Raw genomic sequence first — 11,921 nt, forward strand, 5'->3', positions numbered from 1 at the left:
ACTCACCGTAGACATTTGTATTTTTATAGTAGACATTATAAAAGACGATCGGCCGTTTGGCAATGAAAATTTTTACGACGGCCGGTTGACCGGCGTCAACGGCGGCCGGCCTTCCAAGACGGCGATAATGTTGTCGCGCGCCAACGTCATCATCGCCCGCCGCGTTTCGTATGTAGCGCTGCCGATATGCGGCAAGGCAACGACGTTCGGCAGCGACACGAGCGGATGATCGGCGGCGACCGGCTCTTGTTCAAACACGTCAAGCCCGGCGGCGGCAATCTCCCCTTGGGTGAGCGCCTCATACAGCGCCTGTTCGTCAACGACCGCGCCGCGCGCCGCATTAATGAAAATCGCCGACGTTTTCATGTGCCGAAACGCCTCACGGTTGAACAAATGGCGCGTCTCGCGGGTCAGCGGCGTCAAGCAGACGACAAAATCGCTCTCCGCAAGCAAATCGGCGAACGGGCGGTAGACGGCGCCCAGCTTCTCTTCCGCCTCCGGACGGCGCGAGCGGTTGTGATACAGCACGTTCATATCAAACCCTTTCGCCCGCTTCGCCACCGCTTGACCGATGTTGCCCATGCCGACGATGCCGACCGTTTTATGATGGACATCGGCGCCCGCCAGCAAAAACGGGCTCCAGCTTTTCCATTTTCCTTCTTTCAAAAATTCGGCCGCTTCGACAAGGCGGCGGGCTGTCGCCAATAAAAGCGCAAACGTCAGATCGGCGGTCGTATCGGTCAGCACGTCCGGCGTGTTGCACACAAGAACGCCGCGCTTCGTCGCCGCCGGCACGTCAATGTTGTCATAGCCGACGCCCATGTTGGCGACGACTTTAAGCCCTGAACCGGCCGCCAGCACGTCTTCATCGATCGGGTCGGACACCATCGGCAAAAGAGCCGCCGCCTTTTTCGCCTCTTCCACCAGCACCTCGCGCGGCACGGCCACGTCGTCATGCGGCCACACGCCGACCTCGGCGACGGCGGCGAGCGGGGCGAGCACATCGTCCGGCAGCTTTCGCGTCACAAAGACGTACGGTTTCGTCATGAAACAGCCCTCCATCCCATTTTTTCTAAATCTTATCACAACTCCGGCTGAAAAAAAACGGAAAGTTGTCCATACCATCGACCGGGAAACTAGGCTCGTCCGTTACGAACGAAAAAAAGCTCCTGTCACCGAAAGAAAACGAGCGCCCACCCGCTTCGGCTGAAAAAACGAAAACCCTTTGCCCTCGCAAGGACACGAGCACCTGTTTCGGCTGACAAAATGAACTGTTCCCCTTTCCCTCGAATGGAAACGAGCGCCCACTTTGGCTAAAAAAACGGGGTGTTTCCTTTCCGGTGAAAGAAAACCACCCCCCGCCCGCTTCGGCTGAAAAAACGGGAAGTCACCTCCCCGTTCATCGCGCCGGCGGCAGCCATTCAACGGCCGGCAGCCGGATACGGTTGGCGATGCCGGCGATCTCGGCAAATGACGCCAAAAACTGTTCATACTCGCGCGACGCGTCAAGCAGCTGCCGCAGCGCGCGCTCCTGTTTCGCCTGTTCTTTGCGGTCCGCCGCCGTATAATACGCCTCGACGCATTCAAAATACGGAAGCGGAAACAGCAGGCGCGCATAAACTAGCCGCCAGGCAAACGGCGACAGCGGCGCCAAATGCCCGTAATCTTGGAGAAACTGGCGCACCGCCCGTTGGCACCGTTTCCCGTGCCGCTGATACAAATGACGCACCCACTCGGCCAAATCGCGGGCGCCATGGTCGTACACCCAATCGAGCGGCAGCTTCGCCTCCGTTCCTTCAACCCAGCCGGCTTGCGGCAGCCGCTCATGGCAAAACGCCGCATAATCGACACGGAGCGGTTCGTCATCAAGCTCTGTGTCGGCCACATATTGCACCGCGTTTTCCGCCAATCCTAAATAATACGGAAACGATTCAAGAAACAGGCGGTCAAACGGCGACGCCGGCCCCGCTGCCAGCATGTTCGCCCAAAACGCCTCCATTTGGTCGATTCGCTTCGCCCATAGTTCGCGCCATTGCCCGATGCGCCGGCAAGATGTGATCGGCAGCGGGCAAGAGCGCCCGTATTCATGCATGAGCGCCAACTCGCGGCCAAGCGAACGAAGGCGGGCGGCCGGAAGCGGCGCGCGGATGAAAACGAACGGCTGGCCGCGATCCATAGCGATATACGTCCCATGTTTCGTTTTGACCAGCTCCCCGACGCCGTCCACCCCTTTTGCCCGCAAATAGCGGCTCATTTGTTGGCGCTCTTCCAACTCCGCCTCGCTCCGCCCGTCCGCCGGCACGATGAGAAACCGCTCCTGCTCACACCAAACGACCGTCGATGCCCCCCGCTGTTCCATTCGCCCGATGCGCATGTTATATTGGTCATACACCCACGTTTCCATGGCCGCGCCTCCTTCGTCTTTTTGGCCTGCCTTCTTCAGCCCGCCATGTTGGCGCCGCCCCGATGCCGCCCGGGCGGGAACGGACGTTTGTGCGCCGATTCCCGAGCCCGCGCCGCGACAAGAGCGGCTATTGTTTATATATGACAGCGGGCGCCAAAAAAGCCGATGAGCATTTTTCTTTATATGACGGACTGTTTTATGACATGATACATATATATAAAAAACGACTTTTTCAAAGAAACAGGTGACTGTTATGAGCGAATTCATTATGAATAATTTGGAACAGACGGCCCGCCGTTGGCTCGAGGAGCGGGGGGTGACGGTGGAAAAAATTGCAGAGCTTGTGTATTATTTGCAATCAAAATACCACCCGGATTTAACGATGGACGAATGCACCGAAAACGTCAACCGCGTCATCTCGAAACGCGAAGTGCAAAACGCCATTTTGACCGGCATTCAGCTCGACAGGCTCGCCGAGGACGGCCGGCTTGACGAGCCGCTGCAATCGATCATCCGCCGCGATGAAGGACTGTACGGGGTCGATGAAATTTTGGCCCTTTCGATCGTCAACGTATACGGATCGATCGGGTTTACGAACTACGGTTATATCGACAAGCAAAAACCAGGCATTTTGCAATATTTAAATGACAAATCGAACGGCAAGTGCAACACGTTTTTGGACGACATCGTCGGCGCCATCGCCGCGGCGGCGTCCAGCCGCCTCGCACACCGGGCCGCCAACGCCGAGTGAGCGGCGGCCGAGCGGCTATCGCGAGAAAGCGCGAAGCGGCAGACGCCCATGCCAGACGCGGCCCGTTCCGCCATCCGCAACGCCCGTCTAACAAACGCCAGTCATCCCATACAAAACGCCGCCCTGTGAAAAAGGGGGCGGCGTTTCGTTACAGGCGCTCCATCCATTCGCGGAGCGAATCGGCCGTATAGGTCGGCTGCCGTTCGTAGCGGGCGAGCATCTCTTTTGTCGTGACGCCCGTATGGACGAGCAGCGTATCGATGCCCGCGTTCATGCCGGCTAAAATGTCCGTTTCGTAATAATCGCCGACCATGAGTACGTCCTCTTTCGGGATGCCGAGCACTTTGAGCGCCTGTTCCATAATGATGTTTTCCGGCTTGCCGATAAATGTCGGCTTCACTTGCGTCGAGACGGCGACAACCGACGTGATGGCGCCGTTGCCCGGCAGCAGCCCGCGCTCGGTCGGCAAGGCGATGTCGCCGTTTGTCGAAATGAACATCGCCCCGTTGCGGACGGCAAGGCACGCGACGGCGAGCTTCTCGTACGTCAGCTGCCGGTCGATGCCGATGACCACCACGTCTGCATCCTCTCCGGCGAAGCGGAATCCTTTTTCCGCCAATGCGGTGCGGATCCCTTCCTCACCGATGACATAAACAGACGCGTCGGGCTTTTGTTCAAAAATGTAGTTGGCCGTCGCCTGGCTCGTCGTAAAGACGTGCTTCTCATCGGCCGGCACGCCGAACGAGCGCAATTTTTCCGCCACTTGCGCCGGCGTGCGCGACGAGTTGTTGGTCACAAATAAATACGGGAGTCCGCGGCGGTACAGCTCATTGACAAACTCGCGCGCCTCGGCGATGCATTCCGTGCCGCGGTACATCGTCCCGTCCAAGTCGAGCAAATAGCCTTTGTATCGTTTCAACGGTTGTCCTTCTCCTTTCCGGCCATCGATTCATTGCCAAACGCCGACACCGGGCCGAGCTCGCTTTCCAAGTAATGGCGCACCGCCTTCGGATACGCCTCAAGCGCCGGCCAATGCGCATTCAAATCGGCGAGCAGGCTCGCATGATCAATATTCGTATAGTCGTGGACAAGCGCTTTCCGGTGGGCGATGAACGCTTTCAGCCGCTCGCCGTCCTCGGCCGCAATCACCCGCTCGTCAACCAAAATGTCAATAATGTCGTTATAACTTCCCGGGTCGCGCATAATAAAGCCGTCAATCATCGCGTTGCCGACATCGAGCACCGCCTCGATGAGGACGTGGGCGATCCGCTCAAGCGCCAGCCGCTCGAGCGCGCCGTCCCAGCGGTGCTGCGCTTTGCAGTGCACCATCAGTTGCTCCATGCAGCGAAGCCGCTCTTCCATTTTGTTTCGGTCGACAAAATACATGGCGTCTCCTCCTTTTTTCTCCCCCATATTTCCTCCCTTTTTGGCCGTTCGTCTGCTATGATGGACATAGACGAAAAACAGAGGAGGAATGCATATGGGTGAACGGTTTTACTTATACGATGACACGGTCGAAGCGGCGGTCCGGTTTGTCAGCTTTGTCGGCGGACGGCAGCGGTTCGATTTGGCGTTAATTGAAACCGACCGCTTTTACGGAAAATATTTGGTGCTCGATTTGCAAAGCAACCGCTTTGCCATTCTCGGCCGCGACGATTTGGAGGAACCGGGCTATATCGAACACGCCTATGCGCTCGACGGACAAGACGCCGACGATTTGCGCGCCTTTTTGGACGAATGTCTTTCATAACCTTCCGCGGTTTTGGGCATCTTATGAAACACCCCGGCAGCAAGGAAGGTGAGACGAATGGCGGAACGGGAACAATATGCCGACTTTTCCGTCGTCGAAAAACAGCGCAACTTTTTAACCGCCGAAGAATTCCCGGAAGGGCCGTACGGCTCGCCGCGCCGCGACGACGCCCCGGTCGAAAACAAAAGCACGCCGTGGGAAGAAGGGCAGCGGCATTACAGCGCCTTTAACTATGAATTCAAGTCATTCCACCAAAACATCCCAAGGCGCGACCCGGCCTCCCACCCGCCGCACGACGATCCGCGCGCAAGCGAACAGTTTCCGTACAATGAAAGCGAATGATGTGCAGCCGCCCGGCAGCGGGCGGCTGCCGCCTTTACCGCTTCACTTTGCGCAATACAAAATAGGCGCAGCCGAAATTGCAGTATTCGTACAAATACTCGGACAGCGTACTGATTTTCGTGTCGTATGTCGCCTTTTGGTTATGGTCATCGAAAAACCCGCGCAGGCGAAGCTGATTGTATCCCCAATCGCCGACAATGTAGTCGTACTTCCCTAAAATATCGGCGTACCGGGCGCGAAATACTTCCTCGTTAAAGGCGTTTTTGACGTTTTCAACGAGTTCGTAACAATGATTGTTAATGCAAATCACCGCTCTCACCTCGCCTTTCCATTTCCATCATACCTGATGCACTGCACCCAATCAATTACTGTTATCAAACGGGCGATTTGTGCCACCCTAAAAGCGAAGGGGGTGCTGACGATGAGACGACCATGGTTGGCCGTTGCGTTCGGAACGGCCGTCGCCCTGGCCGGCTGCGCGCAGACGGCACAGGACGAAAACACCGACGTCTACAAGCGGAGCGGCAATACGATCAATGTGACCGACCGCAACGAGCTCTATAACGAAAACGGGGTGCCAAACGGCGATGACACGCCGATGAACAACTTCGGCTACGTCCGCCACCAAAAAAGCCCGACTCTCGGCGATGCCAACGGCTATAACGACATGCCGTCATTCAACCGCGAACAAGCGGCCGATTTAATCAGCAAATTGTGCACGCAGCTGCCAGGCGTCAACGACGTCGCCACGCTCGTCACCGATGAAGAGGTGCTTGTCGTCTATGACGCCGACACCAAAAACCGGCAGCAAACCGCCGACCAAGTGAAAAAGACAGCACTGTCCGTCGTTCCCCGTTACTATCATGTGTATATCGCCGACAATCCGCAGCTGATGAGGGATATTGAGCGTTTCGGCCGCCTTGACTCCAACAGCCGCGATATCGACCGAATCATCGATGCGACCATCCAGCAAATGTTGAAATACCCACAAGGGAAAAAACTAAACGACGGGGAAAATGAAAACGGCGAGATGATCAATGAGACAAATGACAACCTCGACCGCGACTTCCGCGACGGCACGCCGCGGCCGGCACCGGAGGGACGTTAGGGCAAAGAAAACGGTCTGCCTTCTTCCCAAAGAGGCACGACCGTTTTTTCCTTGGCCTGGCCGCTGTTATGCTTTCAGCTGCCGCGCTTTCGCCGCTTCGTTCACCTGCTCATCGGCATGGTACGACGAGCGGACGAGCGGGCCGGCTTCGCAATGGCTGAACCCTTTGCTTAGCGCGATTTCTTTCAGCTCTTGGAATTCGTCGGGATGATAGTATTTGACGACTTTCAAATGTTTTTTCGTCGGCTGCAAATATTGGCCGATCGTCAAAATGTCGACTTGATTGGCGCGCAAATCGTCCATCGCCTCGATAATTTCCTCTTTCGTTTCCCCAAGGCCGACCATGATGCTTGATTTCGTCGGAATGTCCGGCTGCAGTTCTTTCGCGCGCCGCAAAAACTCAAGCGAACGTTCGTAGGTCGCGCGGGTGCGTACCCGCGGCGTCAGGCGGCGCACCGTTTCGATGTTATGGTTTAAAATATCGGGACGGGCGTCCATCAGCGTTTTTAAGTTTTCATACACGCCGCCCATATCCGACGGCAGCACTTCAATCGTCGTAAACGGATTTTTCCGGCGAATGGCGCGCACCGTTTCCGCAAACACCGCCGCTCCGCCGTCTTTGAGATCGTCGCGGGCGACCGCGGTGACGACGACATGCTTTAAGTTCATGATGCGCACCGACTCGGCGACGCGTTCCGGTTCTTGCCAGTCAAGCTCGGTCGGCAGCCCCGTTTTGACGGCGCAAAAGCGGCAGGCGCGCGTGCAGACGCTGCCTAAAATCATAAACGTCGCCGTCCGTCTGAGCGCCCAACATTCATGAATGTTCGGGCATTTCGCTTCCTCGCATACAGTATGTAAACGGTTTTCCCGCATCAGTTTCTTCAATCCGGTGTAATGTTCGTTCGTATTCAGCTTAATTTTCAACCAGTCTGGCTTGCGAACATGTTCTTCCTTCGTCGCCATGGTTCTCACTCCAGTTATGTATGATTGTTCATTTCCCATTATAATGAAAAACGCGGGAAAACACAAAAAAAATAAGCCATGCTCGTCTTTTCCGCTTTTTAACATTTATGAATATCCCTTTTCTCTCCAAACTAAACATATGAAACGGGCGAAAGGGGGGATCCACGTGCACCGATGGCTTGTCGCCATATGGGTGGCGGCGATTTTGTTCATTGCCGCCGGTGCGGCTTACGCGGCGGAAACGGAGGACGCCGTATACAAGCAGCGCATGGAGCTGTATAAAAAGGCGGAAGCCGTTTCGCTCATTCCGTGGTATTACTTTGCGGCCATCGACCAATATGAACGGAACATCCGCCAGGCGCGCCGCGATTTGCCGAAACCGACCGGCGTTCTCGGTCTTTACATCAAACCGGAAATATGGGCCGGCCCGCTGAACAAAAATCCGCACGATACGAACCCGTTTACGATTTCCCAGTTTGGCGGGCTCGGTGTGGACGGAGACGGAGACGGCGAGGCGCGGGCCGATGACGATGATGATCTGATTATGGCGATAGCCCGGTATTTGCAAACGTACGGCATCGACCACCACCATATTAAAGTGGCGCTTTGGAATTATTACCAACGGGCGAAAGCCGTTGACTTGATTTTAGGGAAGGCGAAAATTTACAAAAAGTATCAAACGCTGAAATTGGACAAACACGTGTTCCCGCTCCCGTTGCGGGCGAATTACAGCTACCGTGATACGTGGGGCGATGCGCGCGGCTGGGGAGGACGCCGCATCCATGAAGGAACCGACATTTTCGCCGGCTACGGCGTGCCGGTGCGCTCGACGTGCTATGGCATCGTCGAACTGAAAGGGTGGAACAAATACGGCGGTTGGCGCGTCGGCATCCGTGACATCAACAACACGTATCATTATTTCGCCCATTTGAACGGCTTTGCCGCCGAGCTTCGCGAAGGGCAAATCGTCGAGCCGGGCACGATCATCGGCTCCGTCGGCAGCTCCGGCTACGGGCCGCCGGGCACCGCCGGAAAGTTTCCGCCCCACCTCCATTATGGCATGTACAAAGACAACGGCTATACGGAGTGGGCGTTTGACCCGTATCCGCACTTAAAAGCGTGGGAACGGGCCGAGCGGCAGCAGCAACGACGCTAGCGGCGGCCCCCATGCCAAAAAAGAGGCCGATGTCGGCCTCTTTTCGTCTTTTCGTTAATGCCCGCCCAAATACGCCTGTCTCACTTGTTCGCTCGCCTGCAGCTCGCCGGCCGTCCCCGACAGGACGACGCGCCCGGATTCGATGACATAGGCGCGGTCGGCGATCGAGAGCGCCATATGGGCGTTTTGTTCGACAAGCAAAATCGTCGTTCCCGATTCGTTGATTTCTTGGATGATGCGGAAAATCGTTTTGACGAGCAATGGCGCGAGCCCCATCGACGGTTCGTCAAGCAAGAGCAGCTTCGGGCGCGCCATGAGCGCGCGGCCGATGGCAAGCATTTGCTGCTCGCCGCCTGAAAGCGTGCCGGCCAATTGCTTGCGCCGCTCCTCAAGGCGCGGGAACAGCTGGTACACGTTCGCGAAATCATCTTGAATCCCTTGCTTGTCTTTGCGCAAAAACGCGCCGAGCTCCAAGTTTTCCTCAACCGTCATGTTGGCGAACACCCGCCGTCCTTCCGGCACGTGGGAAATGCCGTGCTTGACGATCGCTTGCGCCGCCTTGCCGGCGATCGAAACCCCTTCGTAGACGATGTCGCCGCTTTTCGGCTTCAACAAGCCGGAGATCGTCTTCAACAGCGTCGTTTTGCCGGCGCCGTTCGCGCCGATCAACGTGACGATTTCCCCGCTGTTGACCTCAAGCGATACGCCTTTTAAAGCATGAATGTTGCCGTAAAACACATCGATTCCATCCACTTTCAACACGTCACGACACCTCCTCGCCAAGGTAAGCCTCGATCACTTTCGGGTTGCTGCGCACTTCTTCCGGCGTGCCGTGGGCGATCAACTGGCCGTGGTCCAACACGTAAATGCGCTCGCAAATGCCCATCACAAGCGACATGTCGTGCTCAATCAACAAAATCGTCAACGCAAACCGTTCGCGGATAAACGCGATCAAGTTCATCAATTCGTTCGTTTCTTGCGGGTTCATGCCGGCCGCCGGCTCGTCCAAAAGGAGCACCTTCGGCTGCGCCGCGAGCGCCCGGGCGATCTCAAGCCGGCGCTGTTGGCCGTACGGCAAGTTTTTCGCCTGCTCATGCATCACGTCCCCTAAATGGAAAATGTCCAAAAACTCAATGGCCTTCTCTTCCATCTCCTTTTCCCCGCGGAAATGGGACGGGAGGCGGAAAATGGAGCTCAGCATCGAATGGCGGGCGTGCGCATGGTACGCCACTTTCACATTGTCAAGCACCGACAGCTCGCCAAACAGGCGGATGTTTTGGAACGTCCGGCTGATCCCTTTGCGCGTAATTTTATACGGCGGCAGGCCGTTTACCGTTTCCCCGTCAAGCACAATCCGCCCTTCCGTCGGCACATACACGCCCGTCAACAAGTTAAACAGCGTCGTTTTACCGGCGCCGTTCGGGCCGATGAGCCCGACGAGCTCTCCTTCGTAAAGTTCCATATTCACGCCGGAGAGCGCCTTCAGCCCGCCAAATTGGATGCCGACGCTTTCCACTTTAAGCAACGGTGTTCTTGTTGTCATGGTTCATTCCCCCTTGCGCCGCCTTCCGCCACTTGAAAAGCGAAGTCAATTCTTTCGTGCCCATCAGCCCTTTCGGACGGTACAGCATCACCAAAATCAAGACAAGGCTGTAAATGATCATCCGCGTTTCCGGATAATTTTGCAAGAACGTCGAAACGACCGTCAGCAACACCGCTGCCACCACCGCGCCGGATAAGCTGCCAAGCCCGCCGAGGACGACAAAAATCAAAATGTCGAACGATTTCAAAAAGCCGAAGTTCGACGGCTGAATGATGTAAAAGTGGTGCGCATACAGCGCCCCGGCGATGCCAGCGAAAAACGATCCGATCGCGAACGCCGCCACCTTGTAGTACGTCGTGTTGATCCCCATCGCATCGGCGGCGATTTCATCTTCGCGAATCGAGATGCACGCCCGTCCGTGCGTCGAGTTCGTGAAGTTGGCGATGACGACAATCGTCGCCAACAAGCAGGCGAACACCCACGGCCATGTCGTCATATGCGTTACCGTCATCCCGCTCGCGCCGCCGACATAATCGATGTTCAATAAGGCGATGCGGACGATTTCGCCAAAGCCGAGCGTGGCGATCGCCAAATAATCGCCTTTTAAGCGCAGGCTCGGCACGCCAATCAAGAGGCCGGCCAGCGCCGCCGCCACCCCGGCGGCCGCGATCCCGACGGCAAACGGCAGCTGCAGCTTCATCGTCATAATCGCCGAGGCGTAGGCGCCGACGGCGAAGAAGCCGGCATGGCCAATGGAAAACTGTCCGGTAATCCCAATAATCAAGTGAAGGCTGACGGCCAAAATGACGTTAATCGCCATAAAAAAGAGGGTGTTCACATAAAAGATGTTTAACATTCCGCTTGCAATGAGCCACTGTACAACGGCGAAAAAGGCAAAAACCAGTATGATGGAAACCCAAAATCCCCGCGTCCGCTTCCAAGTTGCCATTGTTCCCTACCATCCTTTACACTTTTTCTCGTACGTTCTTGCCAAACAATCCGGCCGGCCGGAAAATGAGGATGAGAATTAAAATGACAAACGCCACCCCGTCGCGCCAAAGCGAATACCCGAGCCCGCTGACAAGCGATTCGATGACGCCAAGCAACAGCCCGCCCACCATCGCGCCCGGGATGATGCCGATTCCGCCCAACACGGCGGCAACAAACGCCTTCAAGCCGGGAAGGATGCCCATCAACGGATCAATTTTTGTATAATAAATGCCAAAAATAACACCGGCTGCTCCGGCGAGCGCCGAGCCGACGGCAAACGTGGCGGAGATGGTGTTGTCGACGTTAATCCCCATCAGCCGGGCCGCTTCCGCATCGTGGGAGACGGCGCGCATCGCTTTCCCGATTTTCGTCCGGTGAACAATGAACTGAAGAAGGATCATCAAGGCGAGGGACGTGCCGAGGATGAACAGCGACTGGCTGCTAACGACGACGCCAAACAGCTTTATGTTCCCGCCCGGCAACAGCGCGCCCGGGTACGCCTCCGGCTGTGCCCCGCGCAAATAAATCATGACGTATTCAATAAGCAGCGAGACGCCGATTGCGGTAATGAGAACGGCAATGCGCGTCGCGTTGCGCAACGGCTTGTACGCAATCCGCTCAATGAGCACCCCAAGCACGGCGCAAGCCGCCATCGCCAGCAAAAGCGCCGGAAAAAAGCCGACACCAAGCATCGTGACGGCGTAAAACCCAACGAATGAACCGATCATAAAGACGTCGCCATGGGCGAAGTTAATGAGCCGGACGATGCCGTAGACCATCGTATAGCCAAGAGCGATGAGCGCATAAATGCTGCCTAACGAAATGCCGTTCACGAGCTGTTGAATGAGTTCCATGTCTGCACGCTCCTTACGAAAAACTCGTCGTTGACCGCAAGAAATGGCGGACGGGGGGAG

General features: G+C 56.4%; 15 protein-coding genes. 5 read left to right on the forward strand and 10 right to left on the reverse strand.

Going from position 1 to position 11,921, the window contains the following annotated elements; genetic code table 11:
• Positions 1-72: 72 nt before the first annotated feature.
• Both ACTVDO_RS10385 and yutH read right to left on the reverse strand, forming a co-directional pair.
• Complete coding sequence (locus tag ACTVDO_RS10385) at positions 73-1,047, reverse strand: 2-hydroxyacid dehydrogenase (RefSeq protein WP_020961094.1); 975 nt, start codon at positions 1,045-1,047, stop codon at positions 73-75.
• 352 nt (positions 1,048-1,399) lie between these two features.
• On the reverse strand, positions 1,400-2,404 hold the full coding sequence (gene yutH / locus ACTVDO_RS10390; protein WP_442901468.1) for a spore coat putative kinase YutH: 1,005 nt from the start codon (positions 2,402-2,404) through the stop codon (positions 1,400-1,402).
• Positions 2,405-2,657: 253 nt separating this feature from the next.
• On the opposite strand from yutH, the gene ACTVDO_RS10395 reads away from it, so the two are divergent.
• Positions 2,658-3,155 carry a phosphatidylglycerophosphatase A family protein gene (locus tag ACTVDO_RS10395; protein WP_020961097.1) on the forward strand — a complete coding sequence of 166 codons (498 nt, stop codon included), beginning with the start codon at positions 2,658-2,660 and terminating at the stop codon, positions 3,153-3,155.
• 148 nt (positions 3,156-3,303) lie between these two features.
• Here the strand turns inward: ACTVDO_RS10395 and ACTVDO_RS10400 are convergent, their stop codons facing one another.
• Entirely contained in the window at positions 3,304-4,074 is a 771-nt protein-coding gene (locus ACTVDO_RS10400; RefSeq protein WP_020961098.1) for a TIGR01457 family HAD-type hydrolase, read from the reverse strand.
• A complete protein-coding gene (locus tag ACTVDO_RS10405) occupies positions 4,071-4,541 on the reverse strand; it encodes a DUF86 domain-containing protein (RefSeq protein WP_020961099.1) in 471 nt (156 codons plus the stop codon). The genes ACTVDO_RS10400 and ACTVDO_RS10405 overlap by 4 nt, the downstream gene beginning before the upstream one ends.
• Positions 4,542-4,635: 94 nt before the next feature.
• On the opposite strand from ACTVDO_RS10405, the gene ACTVDO_RS10410 reads away from it, so the two are divergent.
• The gene (locus ACTVDO_RS10410) at positions 4,636-4,905 is read left to right on the forward strand and encodes a DUF3055 domain-containing protein (RefSeq protein ID WP_020961100.1); all 270 of its coding nucleotides are present in this window, start codon (positions 4,636-4,638) and stop codon (positions 4,903-4,905) included.
• 57 nt (positions 4,906-4,962) lie between these two features.
• The gene (locus ACTVDO_RS10415) at positions 4,963-5,247 is read left to right on the forward strand and encodes a hypothetical protein (RefSeq protein WP_020961101.1); all 285 of its coding nucleotides are present in this window, start codon (positions 4,963-4,965) and stop codon (positions 5,245-5,247) included.
• A 34-nt stretch (positions 5,248-5,281) separates the two neighbouring features.
• On the opposite strand, the gene ACTVDO_RS10420 is transcribed toward ACTVDO_RS10415, so the two are convergent.
• The gene (locus tag ACTVDO_RS10420; RefSeq protein WP_020961102.1) at positions 5,282-5,557 is read right to left on the reverse strand and encodes a YutD family protein; all 276 of its coding nucleotides are present in this window, start codon (positions 5,555-5,557) and stop codon (positions 5,282-5,284) included.
• 111 nt (positions 5,558-5,668) lie between these two features.
• On the opposite strand from ACTVDO_RS10420, the gene ACTVDO_RS10425 reads away from it, so the two are divergent.
• Positions 5,669-6,355 (forward strand): YhcN/YlaJ family sporulation lipoprotein, encoded by a 687-nt coding sequence (locus ACTVDO_RS10425; protein WP_020961103.1) that lies wholly within the window; start codon positions 5,669-5,671, stop codon positions 6,353-6,355.
• A 66-nt stretch (positions 6,356-6,421) separates the two neighbouring features.
• Here ACTVDO_RS10425 and lipA read toward each other — a convergent pair whose 3' ends face one another.
• Positions 6,422-7,318, reverse strand: coding sequence for a lipoyl synthase (gene lipA / locus ACTVDO_RS10430; protein ID WP_442901469.1), 897 nt, complete (start codon positions 7,316-7,318; stop codon positions 6,422-6,424).
• A 166-nt stretch (positions 7,319-7,484) separates the two neighbouring features.
• Here lipA and ACTVDO_RS10435 point away from each other — a divergent pair, with 166 nt between their 5' ends.
• Positions 7,485-8,474 carry a M23 family metallopeptidase gene (locus ACTVDO_RS10435; RefSeq protein ID WP_020961105.1) on the forward strand — a complete coding sequence of 330 codons (990 nt, stop codon included), beginning with the start codon at positions 7,485-7,487 and terminating at the stop codon, positions 8,472-8,474.
• Between the two features lie 54 nt (positions 8,475-8,528).
• Here ACTVDO_RS10435 and ACTVDO_RS10440 read toward each other — a convergent pair whose 3' ends face one another.
• From ACTVDO_RS10440 to ACTVDO_RS10455, 4 genes are read right to left on the reverse strand one after another with little or no spacing between them, the layout of a single operon-like run.
• Complete coding sequence (locus ACTVDO_RS10440) at positions 8,529-9,236, reverse strand: ABC transporter ATP-binding protein (RefSeq protein WP_020961106.1); 708 nt, start codon at positions 9,234-9,236, stop codon at positions 8,529-8,531.
• Position 9,237: 1 nt separating this feature from the next.
• Positions 9,238-10,017 (reverse strand): ABC transporter ATP-binding protein, encoded by a 780-nt coding sequence (locus tag ACTVDO_RS10445; protein ID WP_020961107.1) that lies wholly within the window; start codon positions 10,015-10,017, stop codon positions 9,238-9,240.
• A complete protein-coding gene (locus tag ACTVDO_RS10450; RefSeq protein ID WP_020961108.1) occupies positions 9,992-10,966 on the reverse strand; it encodes a branched-chain amino acid ABC transporter permease in 975 nt (324 codons plus the stop codon). The genes ACTVDO_RS10445 and ACTVDO_RS10450 overlap by 26 nt, the downstream gene beginning before the upstream one ends.
• 16 nt (positions 10,967-10,982) lie before the next feature.
• Positions 10,983-11,861 (reverse strand): branched-chain amino acid ABC transporter permease, encoded by an 879-nt coding sequence (locus ACTVDO_RS10455; RefSeq protein ID WP_020961109.1) that lies wholly within the window; start codon positions 11,859-11,861, stop codon positions 10,983-10,985.
• Between the last annotated feature and the right edge of the window lie 60 nt (positions 11,862-11,921).

The organism is Geobacillus sp. BK01 (assembly GCF_052220245.1).
In the GTDB taxonomy this organism is placed as follows: domain Bacteria; phylum Bacillota; class Bacilli; order Bacillales; family Anoxybacillaceae; genus Geobacillus.

What these genes read in the sequence shown, in the direction of transcription:
- ACTVDO_RS10425 (WP_020961103.1), top strand. Translation starts at nt 5,669, where the DNA reads ATGAGACGACCATGGTTGGCCGTTGCGTTCGGAACGGCCGTCGCCCTG.
- lipA (WP_442901469.1), bottom strand. Translation starts at nt 7,318, where the DNA reads ATGGCGACGAAGGAAGAACATGTTCGCAAGCCAGACTGGTTGAAAATT.
- ACTVDO_RS10395 (WP_020961097.1), top strand. Translation starts at nt 2,658, where the DNA reads ATGAGCGAATTCATTATGAATAATTTGGAACAGACGGCCCGCCGTTGG.
- yutH (WP_442901468.1), bottom strand. Translation starts at nt 2,404, where the DNA reads ATGGAAACGTGGGTGTATGACCAATATAACATGCGCATCGGGCGAATG.
- ACTVDO_RS10445 (WP_020961107.1), bottom strand. Translation starts at nt 10,017, where the DNA reads ATGACAACAAGAACACCGTTGCTTAAAGTGGAAAGCGTCGGCATCCAA.
- ACTVDO_RS10455 (WP_020961109.1), bottom strand. Translation starts at nt 11,861, where the DNA reads ATGGAACTCATTCAACAGCTCGTGAACGGCATTTCGTTAGGCAGCATT.
- ACTVDO_RS10415 (WP_020961101.1), top strand. Translation starts at nt 4,963, where the DNA reads ATGGCGGAACGGGAACAATATGCCGACTTTTCCGTCGTCGAAAAACAG.
- ACTVDO_RS10410 (WP_020961100.1), top strand. Translation starts at nt 4,636, where the DNA reads ATGGGTGAACGGTTTTACTTATACGATGACACGGTCGAAGCGGCGGTC.
- ACTVDO_RS10385 (WP_020961094.1), bottom strand. Translation starts at nt 1,047, where the DNA reads ATGACGAAACCGTACGTCTTTGTGACGCGAAAGCTGCCGGACGATGTG.
- ACTVDO_RS10450 (WP_020961108.1), bottom strand. Translation starts at nt 10,966, where the DNA reads ATGGCAACTTGGAAGCGGACGCGGGGATTTTGGGTTTCCATCATACTG.
- ACTVDO_RS10405 (WP_020961099.1), bottom strand. Translation starts at nt 4,541, where the DNA reads ATGTATTTTGTCGACCGAAACAAAATGGAAGAGCGGCTTCGCTGCATG.